This window comes from Klebsiella michiganensis (assembly GCF_002925905.1).
Taxonomy (GTDB): Bacteria; Pseudomonadota; Gammaproteobacteria; order Enterobacterales; family Enterobacteriaceae; genus Klebsiella; species Klebsiella michiganensis.
Map to the genome: position 1 here is coordinate 250495 of NZ_PRDB01000001.1, position 16881 is coordinate 267375.

The 16881-nt window shown below is 53.2% G+C and carries 15 protein-coding genes; 1 reads left to right on the top strand and 14 read right to left on the bottom strand.

Features of this window, described 5'->3' with window-relative positions:
• Positions 1 to 5 precede the first annotated feature (5 nt).
• From pstA to glmU, 5 genes are all read right to left on the bottom strand, one after another.
• Positions 6 to 896, bottom strand: a complete 891-nt coding sequence (gene pstA / locus CDA56_RS01245) for a phosphate ABC transporter permease PstA (RefSeq protein ID WP_004855748.1) — start codon at positions 894 to 896, stop codon at positions 6 to 8.
• Positions 896 to 1855 (bottom strand): phosphate ABC transporter permease PstC, encoded by a 960-nt coding sequence (gene pstC / locus CDA56_RS01250; RefSeq protein WP_004107261.1) that lies wholly within the window; start codon positions 1853 to 1855, stop codon positions 896 to 898. The genes pstA and pstC overlap by 1 nt, the downstream gene beginning before the upstream one ends.
• Before the next feature lie 192 nt (positions 1856 to 2047).
• The gene (pstS, locus tag CDA56_RS01260) at positions 2048 to 3088 is read right to left on the bottom strand and encodes a phosphate ABC transporter substrate-binding protein PstS (protein ID WP_004127017.1); all 1041 of its coding nucleotides are present in this window, start codon (positions 3086 to 3088) and stop codon (positions 2048 to 2050) included.
• Positions 3089 to 3414: 326 nt separating this feature from the next.
• Positions 3415 to 5244 (bottom strand): glutamine--fructose-6-phosphate transaminase (isomerizing), encoded by a 1830-nt coding sequence (gene glmS / locus CDA56_RS01265; protein ID WP_102803553.1) that lies wholly within the window; start codon positions 5242 to 5244, stop codon positions 3415 to 3417.
• Between the two features lie 181 nt (positions 5245 to 5425).
• Positions 5426 to 6796 (bottom strand): bifunctional UDP-N-acetylglucosamine diphosphorylase/glucosamine-1-phosphate N-acetyltransferase GlmU, encoded by a 1371-nt coding sequence (glmU, locus tag CDA56_RS01270; protein WP_025107543.1) that lies wholly within the window; start codon positions 6794 to 6796, stop codon positions 5426 to 5428.
• Between the two features lie 345 nt (positions 6797 to 7141).
• Here glmU and CDA56_RS01275 point away from each other — a divergent pair, with 345 nt between their 5' ends.
• Complete coding sequence (locus CDA56_RS01275; RefSeq protein ID WP_103815114.1) at positions 7142 to 9313, top strand: right-handed parallel beta-helix repeat-containing protein; 2172 nt, start codon at positions 7142 to 7144, stop codon at positions 9311 to 9313.
• A 413-nt stretch (positions 9314 to 9726) separates the two neighbouring features.
• Here CDA56_RS01275 and CDA56_RS01280 read toward each other — a convergent pair whose 3' ends face one another.
• The 9 genes from CDA56_RS01280 to atpI are packed head-to-tail and all read right to left on the bottom strand — an operon-like array spanning position 9727 to position 16610.
• A complete protein-coding gene (locus CDA56_RS01280; protein WP_004107274.1) occupies positions 9727 to 10146 on the bottom strand; it encodes a F0F1 ATP synthase subunit epsilon in 420 nt (139 codons plus the stop codon).
• Positions 10147 to 10166: 20 nt separating this feature from the next.
• Entirely contained in the window at positions 10167 to 11549 is a 1383-nt protein-coding gene (gene atpD, locus CDA56_RS01285; protein WP_004107276.1) for a F0F1 ATP synthase subunit beta, read from the bottom strand.
• Positions 11550 to 11575: 26 nt separating this feature from the next.
• The gene (gene atpG, locus CDA56_RS01290; protein WP_004107278.1) at positions 11576 to 12439 is read right to left on the bottom strand and encodes a F0F1 ATP synthase subunit gamma; all 864 of its coding nucleotides are present in this window, start codon (positions 12437 to 12439) and stop codon (positions 11576 to 11578) included.
• A 50-nt stretch (positions 12440 to 12489) separates the two neighbouring features.
• Positions 12490 to 14031 (bottom strand): F0F1 ATP synthase subunit alpha, encoded by a 1542-nt coding sequence (atpA, locus tag CDA56_RS01295; protein ID WP_004127029.1) that lies wholly within the window; start codon positions 14029 to 14031, stop codon positions 12490 to 12492.
• Positions 14032 to 14043: 12 nt separating this feature from the next.
• A complete protein-coding gene (gene atpH, locus CDA56_RS01300) occupies positions 14044 to 14577 on the bottom strand; it encodes a F0F1 ATP synthase subunit delta (protein WP_004855764.1) in 534 nt (177 codons plus the stop codon).
• Between the two features lie 14 nt (positions 14578 to 14591).
• Entirely contained in the window at positions 14592 to 15062 is a 471-nt protein-coding gene (gene atpF, locus CDA56_RS01305; protein ID WP_004107293.1) for a F0F1 ATP synthase subunit B, read from the bottom strand.
• 56 nt (positions 15063 to 15118) lie between these two features.
• Positions 15119 to 15358 carry a F0F1 ATP synthase subunit C gene (gene atpE, locus CDA56_RS01310; RefSeq protein WP_000429386.1) on the bottom strand — a complete coding sequence of 80 codons (240 nt, stop codon included), beginning with the start codon at positions 15356 to 15358 and terminating at the stop codon, positions 15119 to 15121.
• A gap of 47 nt (positions 15359 to 15405) precedes the next feature.
• Positions 15406 to 16221 carry a F0F1 ATP synthase subunit A gene (atpB, locus tag CDA56_RS01315; RefSeq protein ID WP_004127037.1) on the bottom strand — a complete coding sequence of 272 codons (816 nt, stop codon included), beginning with the start codon at positions 16219 to 16221 and terminating at the stop codon, positions 15406 to 15408.
• 8 nt (positions 16222 to 16229) lie between these two features.
• The gene (atpI, locus tag CDA56_RS01320) at positions 16230 to 16610 is read right to left on the bottom strand and encodes a F0F1 ATP synthase subunit I (RefSeq protein WP_004127040.1); all 381 of its coding nucleotides are present in this window, start codon (positions 16608 to 16610) and stop codon (positions 16230 to 16232) included.
• Positions 16611 to 16881: the final 271 nt, after the last annotated feature.

A 16881-nucleotide genomic window follows, 5' to 3' on the forward strand; every position in this document is an offset into this window, starting at 1 on the left:
AAAAATTAACCGTGTTTATTCTTCGCGAAAACAACGCGCGCCAGAATGTTCAGCAGCAATACGCACAGGGTGATAATCAAGACCCCGGCCCATGCCAGTTGCTGCCACTCCGCAAAGGGACTCATGGCAAATTTGAAAATCGTCACCGGCAGGTTCGCAATCGGCTGCATCATATCGGTGCTCCAGAACTGGTTGGAGAGCGCGGTAAACAGCAGCGGTGCCGTTTCCCCGGCGATACGGGCGATGGCCAGCAGAATACCTGTCATAATGCCCGATACCGATGCTTTCAGGGTGATCGCAGAGATCATGCGCCACTTCGGCGTACCCAACGCATATGCCGCCTCACGCAGGCTGTCCGGTACCAGCTTCAGCATGTTTTCAGTGGTACGAATAACGATAGGCACCTGCAGCAGCGCCAGCGCAATCACGCCCGCCCAGCCGGAAAAGTGCTGCATCTGCGCAACGACGATGGTGTAAACAAACAGACCGACGACAATCGACGGCGCGGAAAGCAGGATATCGTTAATAAAACGAATCACTTCGGCCAACAAGGATTTACGGCCATATTCCGCCAGATAAATCCCCGCCAGAATCCCCAGCGGGGTACCGATAACCGTCGACCAGAGGATCAGCAATCCGCTGCCCGCCAGGGCGTTTGCCAGACCACCGCCCGCCGTATTTGGCGGCGGCGTCATTTCAGTAAACAGCGCCAGGCTCATGCCGTCGATGCCGCGGGTGACGGTGGACATCAGGATCCAGATCAGCCAGAACAGACCAAACGCCATGGTCGCCATCGATAGCGTCAGGGCGAGACGGTTTTTCATGCGGCGTTTTGCCTGCATTTTGCGACGGGATTCCGCCAGCTCCGCGGTGGTTTGTAATTCAATCGTCGCCATTAGCGAGCCCCCTCATTCTTAGCCAGGCGCATGATCATAAACTTCGATGCGGCCAGAACAATAAAGGTGATAACGAACAGAATCAGGCCCAGCTCCATCAGTGCGGCAACGTGCAGTCCGGTTTCCGCTTCGGCAAACTCATTCGCCAGCGCGGAGGTGATGCTGTTGCCCGGCATATATAACGAAGCGCTATCAAGCTGGTAGGTGTTGCCGATAATAAAGGTCACCGCCATGGTTTCCCCCAGCGCGCGCCCCAGACCGAGCATTACCCCGCCGATCACGCCGTTTTTGGTGAAAGGCAGAACGATACGCCAGATAACTTCCCACGTTGTGCAGCCGATACCGTAGGCGGACTCTTTCATCATCACCGGCGTCTGTTCAAAGACGTCACGCATAACGGCCGCGATGTAAGGAATGATCATGATGGCCAGAATCACGCCCGCCGCCAGAATACCGATACCAAATGCCGGGCCCGCAAAGAGCGCGCCAACGAACGGAATGGTCGACAGAACGTTGCCAACCGGCTCCTGAAAATAGGTCGCAAACAGCGGGGCGAAAATAAACAGGCCCCACATGCCGTAAACGATACTGGGGATCGCAGCCAGCAGCTCAATAGCGATACCCAGCGGGCGCTTCAGCCAGGCGGGTGACAGTTCCGTCAGGAACAGCGCGATACCGAAGCTCACCGGTACGGCGATCAGCAGAGCGATAAATGAGGTGACCAGCGTCCCGTAAATGGGTACCAGGGCGCCGAAAATCTGGTTCGGCGCATCCCACTCTTTGGTCCACAGAAAGGCAAAGCCAAATTTCTCAATGCTTGGCCAGGACGAGATGATAAGGGAGACGATGATGCCGCCAAGCATCAATAGCACAATCAGCGCCGCCAGTTTTACCAGCACGCTGAAAATTATGTCACCCTTTTTCCCCGGAGGGTTAAATGCCGGCTTGGTTGCAGCCATAAGTTACTCTTCAGTTTCGGGCCAGAAAAAATCGTAGTTTACTGATCTTTCTGGCAAAGGTAATGCCATACCCTAAATAATTCGAGCTGCAGGCAGGCAGCTGGCTTGTGGATCCCCGGGAACATAGATGGGCTATGTGACCGGGGTGAACAAGCGCTGCCAACGCACCTGTAGCTCGAAGGCTGACGGGTATTAGTACAGCGCTTTACCGCTGCTGTCCTTTACGTTGGTCTTCCATGCCGCGCGAACTTGCTCAACCACGCTTTCCGGCAGGGTGGCATAATCCAGCGCGTTGGCTTCTTTACCGCCGTTTTTATACGCCCAGTCGAAGAACTTCAGCACTTCGGCGGTCTGCTCTGGCTTGTTGGAAGCCTTGTGAACCAAAATGAAGGTGGTTGAAGTGATCGGCCATGCGTTGTCGCCTTTCTGATTCGTCAGATCCTGTGCAAAGGATTTGCTCCAGTCGATTTCTTTCGCCGCGTTAGCGAAGTTATCTTCAGTCGGGCTCACCGGCTTGCCATCGGCGGACAGCAGTTTGGTGTAAGCGAGGTTGTTCTGTTTTGCGTAGGCATATTCTACGTAGCCGATAGAGCCCGGCAGACGCTGAACGAACGCGGCGATGCCGTCGTTGCCTTTACCGCCCAGACCGGTCGGCCAGTTAACGGTTGAGCCCGCGCCGATTTTAGATTTCCACTCTTCGTTCACCTTCGCCAGATAGCTGGTGAAAACGAAGGAAGTACCGGAACCATCGGCACGACGAACCACCGCGATGTTCTGAGAAGGCAGCTTCATGCCCGGGTTGAGCTTAGCAATCGCCGCGTCATCCCATTTTTTGATTTTGCCCAGGTAGATATCACCCAGCGTTTTACCGTCAAGCACCAGCTCACCGGATTTCACGCCAGGCAGGTTAATTGCCAGCACTACGCCGCCGATAACGGTCGGAAACTGGAACAGACCTTCCTGAGCCAGCTTGTCATCAGCAAGAGGGGCATCAGAAGCACCGAAGTCTACGGTGTTGGCCGTAATTTGTTTTACGCCGCCAGAGGAGCCAATACCCTGGTAATTGACTTTATTACCCGTTTCCTTGTTATAGGTATCTGCCCATTTGGCATACACCGGCGCGGGGAAAGTTGCACCTGCGCCAGTCAGGCTTGCTGCTGCAAAAACAGAGAAAGCGCTCATCGATAAGGTCGCGGCGACAACTGTTGCGACGGTGGTACGCATAACGTTCATAATGTCTCCTGCTGGATTCGTAAACCATTGTTTCGAAGCTATGGTGAGCAAAATAGGACAAACAGGTGACAGTAAAATGTACGAATTATTACAGTTTTATGACAAGCAAAAAGACGGGAATTTACGTTAAATAAAAACAATACAAATCATGTTGTTACTATGGTTAATGATAGAAAGATTAGCGGAAAATTTTATTTTTATGACAGCGCAAAAGCGTCTCAAAAATGACAGGCTGTCATAAAGCGGGTGGGATCTCGCTGTTCGCTGCAAATAACCGCAAATAAAAAGGGCCGCCGGACGGCAGCCCTTTCAGCGCTGTAAAATCGTTATTCCACGGTAACTGATTTCGCCAGGTTACGCGGCTGGTCAACGTCAGTCCCTTTGATCAGCGCGACGTGATACGCCAGCAGCTGCAGCGGTACGGTATAGAAGATTGGCGCGATCGCCTCTTCAACATGCGGCATCTCAATGATGTGCATATTGTCGCTGCCGGTGAAACCCGCATCGCCGTCAGCAAAAACGTACAGCTGGCCGCCGCGAGCGCGAACCTCTTCAATGTTGGATTTCAGTTTTTCCAGCAGTTCGTTGTTCGGCGCGACCACCACCACCGGCATTTCAGCGTCAATCAGCGCCAGCGGACCATGCTTCAGCTCGCCGGCAGCATAGGCTTCCGCATGAATATAGGAGATCTCTTTCAGCTTCAGCGCCCCTTCCAGGGCAATGGGATACTGATCGCCGCGGCCAAGGAACAGCGCGTGGTGTTTGTCAGAGAAGTTCTCAGCCAGCGCCTCAATACGCTTGTCCTGCGAAAGCACCTGCTCAATGCGGCTCGGCAGCGCCTGCAGACCATGCACGATATCATGTTCAATCGACGCATCCTGGCCTTTGAGTCGCGCCAGTTTCGCCACCAGCATCAGCAGAACGGTCAGCTGCGTCGTGAAGGCTTTAGTCGAGGCGACGCCGATTTCCGTCCCGGCGTTGGTCATCATCGCCAGATCGGACTCACGCACCAGGGATGATCCAGGCACGTTACAAATCGCCAGCGACCCCAGATAGCCCAACTCTTTCGACAGGCGCAGGCCGGCGAGGGTGTCCGCCGTCTCGCCGGATTGAGAGAGGGTGATCATCAGGCTGTTGCGACGCACGGCCGATTTGCGATAGCGGAACTCGGAGGCGATTTCAACATCGCACGGCACCCCTGCCAGCGACTCAAACCAGTAGCGGGACACCATACCTGAGTTGTAGGAGGTGCCGCAGGCGATGATCTGAATATGCTCGACCTTAGACAGCAGCTCGTTAGCCTGCGGGCCCAGCTCGCTTAAATCAACCTCGCCGTGGCTAATGCGCCCGGAGAGGGTATTTTTGATGGCGTTCGGCTGCTCGTAGATCTCTTTCTGCATATAGTGACGATAGATACCTTTATCGCCCGCGTCGTACTGCAGACTGGATTCAATATCCGGGCGCTGCACTTCGGCGCCGGATTTGTCAAAGAGAGTCACGGAACGGCGGGTGACTTCCGCAATATCGCCCTCTTCGAGGAAGATAAAGCGGCGGGTAACCGGCAGCAGCGCCAGCTGATCGGAGGCAATGAAGTTTTCCCCCATCCCCAGGCCAATCACCAGCGGGCTTCCTGAACGAGCGGCCAGCAGCGTACCCGGATCGCGGGAATCCATGATCACGGTGCCATAAGCGCCGCGCAGCTGCGGGATAGTCCGCAGAACCGCATCACGCAGAGTACCGCCCTGTTCCAGCTCCCAGTGAACCAGGTGCGCAATAACCTCCGTGTCAGTCTCGGAGGCGAAAACGTAGCCCCTCGACTGCAACAGCTCGCGCAGCGGCTCATGGTTTTCGATAATCCCGTTATGCACCACCACAATATGGTCAGAAACATGCGGATGCGCGTTACCTTCAGACGGTTCGCCGTGCGTCGCCCAGCGGGTATGGGCAATCCCGGTACCGCCGTGCAACGGATGTTCTTCCAGCGCCTGGGCCAGCATCTGTACTTTCCCGAGGCGGCGAACGCGGTTCAAATGACCTTCGTGATCGACGACGGCCAGACCGGCGGAGTCATAACCGCGGTATTCCAGACGACGTAAACCTTCGAGAAGGATTTCAGCAATATCACGCTGCGCGACTGCGCCAACAATTCCACACATAGTTTTTAATTCCGATTTTGGCTGTATGCCATACGTTGTCGGTCAACCTGTTTACCCGTATTTTCGGGCGCCCCGAGCCTTGTAGAGAGTGGGGTTATTTTTATGGGTACTGCCGTGGGGGGAGGATTATTTTATCCCCTCACCCCGCTCTTTCCCCGAAAAGGGCGAAAGAGAAATAGCGTTACTTTTTCTTCACCGGGCGCTGCCAGCCCTGTTTATGAACCTGCGGCACGCGGCTTAACACTAATTCATTATCGGCAACGTTACGCGTTACCGTTGTTCCTGCGGCAATGGTGACCCCCTTGCCGACGGTCACCGGAGCGACCAGCTGGCTGTCTGAGCCAACAAACACGTCATCGCCGATCACCGTTTTATGCTTATTTGCGCCATCATAGTTACAGGTGATGGTGCCCGCGCCGATATTCACGTTATCGCCTATCTCGGCGTCTCCGAGATAGGAAAGATGCCCGGCCTTCGTGCCTTTACCCAGACGCGCCTTTTTAATTTCAACAAAGTTGCCGACGTGCGCGCCTTCGAGAAGCTCAGCGCCTGGGCGCAGCCGCGCGAACGGCCCAATGGTACAGGCGGCTGCCAGATGAGCATCCTCTACTACGGTATAGGGGCTGATCTCGCAATCATCACCAATGATGCTGTTCTTGATGACGCAGCCGGTGCCAATCTTTACCCGATCCCCCAGCACCACGTCACCTTCGAAGATAACGTTAGTATCAATTTCGACATCGCGCCCGTGTTTCAGCACGCCGCGCAGATCAAAACGCGCCGGATCGCGCAGCATAACGCCCGCGAGCAGCAGTTCTTCAGCCTTTTCAGACTGCCAGACGCGCTCAAGCCGGGAGAGCTGCAGGCGGTTATTTACGCCTTCCACTTCGCTTAGACGCTGAGGATGAACAGCGGCAATTTCACGACCTTCTTCATAGGCCATGGCGATAATATCGGTGATGTAGTATTCACCCTGAACGTTGTTATTGGTGAGCTTAGCCAGCCAGCGTTTAAGATCCGCGCCATTGGCGACCAGAATCCCGGTATTAATTTCCTGAATCCGGCGCTGCTCGTCGCTGGCGTCTTTATGCTCGACAATGCCCGTCACCGCGCCGTTATCGCGCGTAATGCGGCCGTAGCCGGTCGGATCGTCAAGCTTCACCGTCAACAGACCGATGCCGCCCTGCGGTTTCGCTTCCCGCAGACGCTTCAATGTTTCGACGGAAATGAGCGGCACGTCGCCGTACAGCATCAGGATATCTTCATCATCGCTGAAGAACGGCGCCGCCTGCTGCATAGCGTGGCCGGTACCTAGCTGTTCGGCCTGCAGGACCCAGTTGAGGTTATCTTCGTGCAGCGTCTGGCGAAGCAGATCGCCGCCGTGCCCGTACACCAGATGTACGGCGGAAGCGCCTAATTCTTTAGCTGCATCAATAACATGCTGCACCATTGGCTTCCCGGCCAGCGAATGCAACACCTTAGGAAGATCGGAATACATGCGGGTACCTTTGCCAGCGGCAAGAATAACCACGCTCATCGGACTGTTTGACATACGCATCCTGACTGCTGTTGGAACGAAAAGTAAAAGCCTTTCACGTTGAAATATCTACATATTTTTCATCATGAAACGAGACGAAGATAAAACGCACAAGCGTAACGCTATACACCATTTTAGGTGGGTATTTTTAGTCAGCGCAAACCCGTTTAGCGCAAAAAAAGCATTTTAATGAGTGGCAATGCCGGCTATCCCTCTGCTTTTGCTGTTTTTTTGGCGGGTAAATAAAGAAAACCCATAAAATAAAACACAGTTTTAATATTCATTAATTGTGACGCGATAAATAGAAACGCCATTTCATTTTCCTGATAATGCCGGTTAATAATTACCCAGGAGAAAAGAATGAATAACAAAATACCTTTGGCATTAACCCTTTGCGGTACGATGATCGCGCTACCGCTGCAGGCCAACGAAGGTCATCAGTGGCGGGCAATCGCCTTTGGGCAATCTACCGACAGCAATTTTTCCTCGAATGTTCTGCCGAAAAAAATTGGCGTCAACGATGTCACCATCGCCGGAAAAAAACTGACGCCGCAGGACGTCGCCGACCTCAGCCAGCCCATTACCATCGAGAGCCGGGGAGGTAAAATAGCCAATTCTCACGACGGACTGACCTTCTTTTACACCCGGCTACCGACCAGCCAGAATTTTATCCTGCAGGCTACGGTGACCGTCAATCAGTTTGGCCCGGAAAATGGCGCGCGTCCTGCGGCACAGGAAGGCGCGGGACTGCTGGTCCGCGATGTAATAGGAGTTCCGCGTCAACAGCCGCTGAAGGTCGGTTACGAAGAGTTTCCGGCGGCATCCAATATGGTGATGAACGCCATTATGACGCAGGATAAAAAAGATGGCTCACATATCAAATTGCAGGCTATCAGCCGGGAAGGGATAACCCAACCGTGGGGCAATGCGGGCGCATCAATAAAGCGTCAGAGCTATAAAGAGAAAATCGATATCCAGCAAACGCCGACGTTCCAGCTCAGACTGGAACGCACCAACGACGGGTTTATTACCTCATGGGCAGCAACGGGCAGCGAGGAATGGGTGAGCCAGCAGGTTCCGCACGCCGATCTGGTTGCCCGGCAGGATAAAGAACATTACTACGTCGGCTTCTTCGCCTCACGTAATGCAAAAATCACCGTCAGCAACGCCTCGCTCACCACCTCAGCGGCAAAAACGGTTCCCTCCGCGCCGTATGTCGCTAAAGGCTGGCCGCCGGTTATGCAAATTGCTTCGGGAACAGTAAGCCAGAGCAAAGCTTACATCCTACAGGCGCGCACCAACAGCGACGGGCGCATCACCATTCGTCAGGATGAAGTGGTGATCGGGCAGGATAAAACCGTGAAGGCCGGAGAGATGTTTACCCAGCCTGCCGTACTGAAAGATAAAAGCACGTTCGAAATCCGCTTCACCCCGGCCACCGGCGCGGAAACGCTGACCCAGACGCTGACGGTTGAACAGAGTCCCCATGTGACAGGCAATACGCTCTACGCCGCGCCAGAAGGACAATCTCAGGCAAAAGGGACGGCGGACTCGCCGCTGGATTTCGCCTCCGCTATCAAACTCGTCCCGCCCGGCGGGCAAATTGTATTAGCCGCCGGAGATTACCCGCAAACGGCCATTCCTGTCAGCGCCAGCGGCCTGAAGGACAAAATCAAAACGCTAAAAGCCGACGGAAAAGCGGTGATTCACGGGCTGCTGCTGGATGCCAGCTACTGGCATATCGATGGGATTGAGATTACGGACAAGAGCCTGCGCGTACAGGGCAGCCATAACCTGATCGAGAACGTCACCGCGTATCGTAACGATGATACCGGCATTCAAATTTCCTCTCCGGCGGATGTTGGACGCCCGCTGTGGGCCAGCTTTAACCGGGTAGTGAATTCTGAATCCTTTAGTAACGAGGATCCGGGCAAAATTAACGCCGACGGCTTCGCGGTGAAAATGCGCGTAGGAGAGGGTAACCGGCTGGAGGGCTGTTACTCGCACGATAATATCGACGACGGTTTCGACCTGTTTAATAAAATTGAGGACGGTGCAAACGGCGTTGTGGTGATCGAGAACTCTATTGCCCGCAATAATACCAGTAACGGGTTTAAGCTCGGTGGGGAAGGGCAGCCGGTCGCCCACGAGGTACGTAACAGCATCGCCATCGATAACCATCTGGACGGTTTTACCGACAACTTTAACCCCGGCAAGCTGGTGGTGGTTAACAACGTCGCGGTAGATAACCAGCGCTTTAACTACCTGTTCCGCCCGAGTCCGTACGGTGCGCCGGAAACCCAGGGCACCTTCAGCGAGAACCTTTCCCTGCGCAGCCAGCCTGGGAAATATGACGATGCCGTTGTCGGGAATATTGACGATAGCAACTATTTTATCCACGGCGGCAGAAGCATCAACGCTCAGGGCAAGCGCATTAACAGCGCCGATTATCAGACGCTGGCGCTGCCGGATCCGCTGACGCGTGAGGCCGACGGCAGCTTCAACACCGGTAACTTCCTTAGCCGCAACTAACCCGCTATGCGTGAAAAACATAAAGGTCGCCCTGGGGCGACCTTTTCACTTTCTGTCTGCTTCACACCGCATGTGTTGTCGTTTTAGTTAGCGGTACAGCGCAAAAACAGTCTGGAAAGTTGACTTCTTAGTGGTTGAACGTACCGAAGGTTACGTTCATAGCACTGAAGAAAGCGACGATTTTATTAAGCAGTTTCATGATCTCTTCCTGGATAGCGATTACGTTTTTGATGAATTTTTTTGTGACTCATATCACAAAAACAAGTCTACGCTTCATCTTTTAAACGATCAACAAAAATGAGACATGTATCACAAAATTTTTAAACCCGCTTTTTAGTTTTGTTTTTTCTGAAACGAAGCCATAAAAAAAGCCAGCCTGGAAACCAGACTGGCTTTTAGCGTTCAAGCCGGTGTTACATCGCTTTTTTGGTCAACTCGATAACGCGCAGTTTAGCGATCGCTTTGGCAAGTTCCGCAGACGCCTGAGCGTAGTCCACGTCACCATGAGAGCTCTTAATGTGCTCTTCAGCCTTACGTTTCGCTTCCAGGGCTCGCGCTTCGTCGAGATCCTGGCCACGAATTGCCGTATCAGCCAGAACGGTCGTGCTACCCGGCTGCACTTCAAGAATGCCGCCTGACAGGTAGATAAATTCTTCGTGACCGTGCTGCTTAACGATGCGAATCATACCAGGCTTAATGGCGGTGAGCAGCGGCGCGTGCCCCGGGTAAATACCCAGTTCACCTTCGCTACCCGTTACCTGGATTTTCTCGACCAGACCAGAGAACATTTGTTTCTCTGCGCTGACGACGTCCAGGTGGTAAGTCATTGCCATATCACCCTCCGATTAAGGCGTTAAAGTTTTTTGGCTTTTTCCACGGCTTCGTCGATAGAACCGACCATGTAGAACGCCTGCTCCGGCAGGTGATCGTATTCGCCTTCCATGATGCCTTTAAAGCCACGGATGGTGTCTTTCAGGGAGACGTATTTGCCCGGAGAACCGGTAAATACTTCTGCCACGAAGAACGGCTGGGACAGGAAGCGCTGAATCTTACGCGCGCGAGCTACCACCAGCTTATCTTCTTCAGACAGTTCATCCATACCCAGGATGGCGATGATGTCTTTCAGTTCCTGATAACGCTGCAGGATGGACTGAACGCCACGAGCGGTGTCGTAGTGCTCCTGACCAACAACCAGCGGATCCAGCTGACGGCTGGTGGAGTCCAGCGGGTCAACTGCCGGATAGATACCCAGAGAAGCGATCTGACGGCTCAGTACCACGGTTGCGTCAAGGTGCGCAAAGGTGGTGGCTGGAGACGGGTCAGTCAAGTCATCCGCGGGTACGTATACCGCCTGTACGGAAGTGATAGAGCCGGTTTTGGTGGAGGTGATACGTTCCTGCAGAACGCCCATCTCTTCCGCCAGAGTCGGCTGGTAACCTACCGCTGAAGGCATACGGCCCAGCAGTGCGGATACTTCAGTACCGGCCAGGGTGTAACGATAAATGTTATCGACGAACAGCAGAACGTCACGACCTTCGTCACGGAACTTCTCAGCCATGGTCAGGCCGGTCAGCGCAACGCGCAGACGGTTTCCCGGCGGCTCGTTCATCTGGCCATACACCAGGGATACTTTATCGATAACGTTGGAGTCGGTCATTTCGTGGTAGAAGTCGTTACCCTCACGAGTACGTTCACCTACGCCCGCAAACACGGAGTAACCGGAGTGCTCGATCGCGATGTTACGGATCAGCTCCATCATGTTTACGGTTTTACCTACACCCGCACCACCGAACAGACCAACTTTACCGCCCTTCGCAAACGGACACATCAGGTCGATAACTTTGATGCCGGTTTCCAGCAGTTCCTGAGAGTTTGACAACTCTTCGTAGGAAGGTGCTGCGCGGTGGATAGCCCAACGCTCTTCTTCACCGATGTCGCCTTTCATGTCTACCGGTTGGCCCAGTACGTTCATGATACGACCCAGCGTTGCTTTACCTACCGGGACTTCGATCGGATGCTCGAGGTCTTTTACTTCCAGACCGCGACGCAGACCGTCGGAAGAACCCATGGCGATGGTACGAACAATACCGCCGCCGAGCTGCTGCTGAACTTCCAGCACCAGATTCTCACTACCATTTTGTACCTCAAGAGCCTCGTACACGCGCGGTACGGCATCCTGAGGGAATTCGACGTCGACCACGGCGCCGATTACCTGGACAATTTTTCCAGTAGCCATCTTGAATCCTCTACGAATTAACCTGGTTATACCGCGGATGCTCCACCGACGATCTCGGTGAGTTCCTGAGTAATGCTGGCCTGACGAGCTTTGTTGTATACCAACTGCAGCTCTTTAATCAGGCTGCCGCCATTGTCGGTCGCGGCTTTCATCGCCACCATACGTGCGGCCTGCTCGCTGGCCAGGTTTTCTACCACGCCCTGATAAACCTGAGATTCCACATAACGGCGCAGCAGGGTATCCAGCAGCGCTTTCGGATCGGGTTCATACAGGTAATCCCAGGATTTACGCTTCAACTCACCATCTTCTGAAGCCGGTAACGGCAGCAGCTGAGTGATGGTTGGAACCTGAGACATGGTGTTAATAAATTTGTTGCTGACAATATACAGCTTGTCCAGACGGCCTTCATCGTAGGCCTGCAACATCACTTTTACCGGACCAATCAGTTCGGACAGGGATGGGTTATCCCCCATACCCGTCACCTGGGCGACAACATTACCGCTAACGGAATTAAAGAACGACACGCCCTTGGAGCCGATCATTGCGAGTTCGCACTGAACGCCTTTATCGGACCATGCTTTCATTTCCGCCAGCAGCTTTTTGAACAGGTTAATGTTCAAGCCACCGCACAGACCACGGTCGGTAGACACCACCAGGTAGCCCACGCGTTTAACGTCGCGTTCTTCCAGGTAAGGGTGCTTATATTCCAGATTACCGTTCGCAAGGTGACCGATCACTTTGCGCATCGTATCTGCATAAGGACGGCTGGCCGCCATACGCTCCTGCGATTTACGCATTTTGGAAGCGGCGACCATTTCCATCGCTTTAGTGATCTTTTGCGTGTTCTGGACGCTTGCGATCTTACTACGTATCTCTTTTGCGCCGGCCATGAGCTTCTCCTCAATGCCTTGCGGCCTGCCCTAGAGCAAGCCGCCAGACTTTACCAGGATTGGGTTGCTTTGAAGGAATCGAGGATGCCTTTCAGCTTGCCTTCGATTTCGTCGTTATAGCCACCGGACTGGTTGATCTCTTGCATCAACGGAGCGTGATCACGGTCGACGTAAGCCAGCAGAGCGGCTTCAAAGCTACCGATTTTCGACAGCTCGACATCCGCCAGATAACCACGTTCTGCCGCGAACAGAACCAGAGACTGCTGCGCAACGGACATCGGCGCATACTGTTTCTGTTTCAGCAGTTCGGTCACTTTCTGACCGTGGTCCAGCTGCTTACGGGTTGCATCATCAAGGTCAGAGGCAAACTGGGAGAACGCCGCCAGTTCGCGATACTGTGCCAGAGCGGTACGAATACCACCGGACAGTTTCTTCATGATCTTGGTCTGAGCTGCACCACCAACACGGGATACGGAGATACCCGGGTTAACCGCAGGACGAATACCGGAGTTAAACAGGTTGGTTTCCAGGAAGATCTGACCATCGGTAATGGAAATTACGTTGGTCGGAACGAACGCAGAAACGTCACCAGCCTGGGTTTCGATAATCGGCAGCGCAGTCAGAGAACCGGTTTTACCCTTCACTTCACCTTTGGTGAAAGCTTCAACGTATTCGACGTTAACACGTGCAGCACGCTCCAGCAGACGAGAGTGGAGGTAGAATACGTCGCCCGGGAATGCTTCACGTCCAGGCGGACGGCGGAGCAGCAGGGAGATCTGACGATAAGCAACGGCCTGTTTAGACAGGTCATCATAAATGATCAGCGCATCTTCACCGCGGTCGCGGAAGTATTCACCCATTGCACAACCGGCATACGGCGCCAGGTATTGCAGTGCGGCAGATTCAGATGCGGTTGCAACCACAACGATGGTGTTAGCCAGCGCGCCGTGTTCTTCCAGTTTACGTACCACGTTAGAAATCGTGGACGCTTTCTGGCCGATGGCTACGTAGACGCACTTGATGCCGGAATCACGTTGGTTGATGATGGCGTCGATAGCCAGCGCGGTTTTACCGGTCTGACGGTCGCCGATGATCAGTTCACGCTGTCCACGACCGATTGGGATCATGGCATCAACGGATTTATAACCGGTCTGTACCGGCTGATCGACGGACTGACGTTCGATTACGCCCGGCGCGATAGCTTCAACGGCGGAGAAGCCGTCGTGCTCCAGCGGACCTTTACCATCAATCGGTGCACCCAGGGTGTTAACCACACGTCCCAGCAGGCCGCGGCCAACCGGAACTTCAAGGATACGGCCAGTACATTTAACCTTCATACCTTCGGCGAGGTCAGCGTACGGACCCATCACAACTGCACCTACGGAGTCGCGCTCCAGGTTCAGTGCGATAGCGTAACGGTTACCCGGCAGAGCGATCATCTCACCCTGCATACAATCGGCCAGGCCGTGAATGCGGATAACACCGTCACTTACAGAAACGATAGTACCTTCGTTATGAGCCTCGCTCACAACATTGAACTGAGCAATGCGCTGCTTGATCAGTTCGCTGATTTCGGTGGAATTCAGTTGCATGCTCCAGTCCCCTTAAGACTGCAAGACGTCTGCAAGGCGTTCAAGACGGCCGCGTACGCTACCATCAATGACCATATCACCCGAACGGATGATTACGCCTGCCATTACAGACTTATCGATTTTGCAATTCAGCTTAACTTTGCGTGACAGACGTTTTTCCATCGCGGCGGTAATTTTCGCAAGCTGTTCGTCACTCATTTGAGCGGCAGAAATAACTTCTACCTCTGCGGTTGCCTCACTGGCAGCGCGCAGGTGAATGAACTGCTCGAGAACATCAGGGAGCGCTTTCAGACGACCATTTTCAGCCATCACCCGGATCAGGTTTTGACCATTTTCGTCCAGTTGCTCACCACAAACCGCGATAAACACATCAGAGAGCGTTTCCGGCGCCAGTGCGCCAGAGAGTAGCTCTGCCATTTCTTCGTTTTTAGTCACTTCAGCAACAAACGCCAGCATATCCTGCCAGCGTTCAACGCTGTTGTGTTCGACGGCAAAGTCAAAAGCTGCTTTGGCGTAGGGGCGAGCTACCGTTACAAATTCAGACATCAGCCCCTCCCTCCTTACAGTTCAGCGACAAGTTTATCCACGATGTCGCTGTTAGCAGCTTCATCCACGGAACGTTCGATGATCTTCTCGGCGCCAGCAACAGCCAGGATAGCAACCTGCTTACGCAGCTCCTCACGGGCACGTTTACGTTCGGCATCGATTTCAGCCTGCGCCTGTGCGACGATTTTGGTGCGTTCCTGTTCTGCTTCCGCTTTTGCTTCATCCAGGATCTGAGAGCGACGCTTGTTCGCCTGCTCGATGATTACCTGGGCTTCCGCTTTCGCTTTTTTCAGCTGGTCGGTCGCGTTGGCCTGTGCAAGGTCCAAATCTTTCTTAGCGCGTTCTGCAGAAGCTAAACCGTCAGAAATTTCTTTCTGGCGCTTTTCGATGGCAGCCATTAAAGGCGGCCATACATACTTCATGCAGAACCATACGAAGATAACAAACGCGATGGCCTGGCCGAGGATTGTTGCGTTCATGTTCACAGCACAATACCTCTTAAAAAATAACTCTGTGGCTTAGGTTTCTTTCGAACAACTTACTACGCGACGGCGAACATCACGTACAGACCCAGACCTACAGCGATCATCGGGATAGCATCCACCAGACCCATAACGATAAAGAACTGAGTACGCAGCAGAGGAATCAGATCCGGTTGACGCGCTGCGCCTTCCAGGAATTTACCCCCGAGGATGCCGATACCGATCGCAGCACCGATTGCCGCCAGACCCATCATCACAGCGGCAGCCATGTACAGCAGATCCATATTCAGGTTTTCCATGACAGTCTCCAGTTTGTTTCAGTTAAAACGTAGTATGTTGGTAAAAATCAATGCTCTTCAGATGCCATCGACAGATAGACGATCGTCAGAACCATGAAGATGAAGGCTTGCAGCGTAATAATCAGGATGTGGAAAATGGCCCATGGCACATTCAGAATCCACTGTGACCACCACGGCAACAGGCCAGCAATCAGAATGAAAATCAGCTCACCGGCATACATGTTGCCGAACAGTCGCAGACCCAGTGATACAGGTTTTGACAGCAGGCTTACCCCTTCAAGGATTAAGTTGACAGGAATGAACGCCCAGTGATTGAACGGCTGCAGGGTCAGTTCTTTAACGAACCCGCCCACGCCTTTCATTTTGATGCTGTAGAAAAGAATCAGGATAAATACGCCAAGCGCCATCGACAGGGTGATGTTAACGTCAGCTGACGGCACCACGCGCAGAGCAGGCAGACCGAGAACGTGTTCGCCGATCCAAGGGATAAAGTCGATAGGCAGCAGATCCATCAGGTTCATCAGGAATACCCAGACGAACACGGTGAGGGCCAGCGGAGCAATGACCTTGCTCTTGCCGTGATACATATCTTTGACGCTGCCATGGACGAAGCCGATGATCATCTCAATGAAGGTCTGGAATTTACCAGGTACGCCGGTTGTCGCCTTTTTAGCCACGCTGCGGAACATAAACAGGAATAACAGACCGAGCACCACTGAGAAAAACATGGAGTCAATGTTGAGCGTCCAGAAGGTGGCCGGGGGGTTGTGCGGATCCACCAGCGAGAATGTACGCAGGTCCAGCTGAAGGTTGTTCAGATGGTGGCCTATGTAATCCTGCGGCGTCATATTTTCTGAAGCCATGATGCCTTTTACCCTTTGTTGTTAATTACAGCTGGCGCCAGAACTTGTACCACCAGCACCAAAACCCACGTCACTATCAGCGGCAAAAATACCACTTTCAAAACCGCCAGCGCCACCGCCAGAAAGGCGAAGGTCAGCAACACCTTGAAGGCTTCACCAATGGCGAAGGACCAGGCCACTCGGCCTTTAGCTGGTGTATGCGCCTGATGACGCCAGGCAAAAATCATAAATATCATGTTTGGCAAAAGAACCGCCAAACCTCCACTCACCGCGGAGATGCCCCAGAAAGGGTCTTTGAGGCTGAACAGCAGTCCACTTGCTATTACTGCCAGTAACTGAATAAACAGAAGCTTACGAGCAACGTTTCGACTCAAGAGCGACACTGACATCACGTTTTTACTCCTGCTCCCTTCGAGGTATGTCGCGTGTCGTATAAAACGTCCTTTAAGACGAAGAGTCAAGCATCAAAAAGCGGACAAATTATACGGTGACGCCTCGTGATTTCAAACAATAAGTAGCAAAATAGTGAATAAATGTTTAATTATTTTCCGACAGACAACTTTTCATGCATTTCACCGATCTGTGAGCCGTCATGCAAAACTGCAAATACCGCGAAAAATCGGCAATTAAAGCGTGCATCAGATCACATAATAAACATTT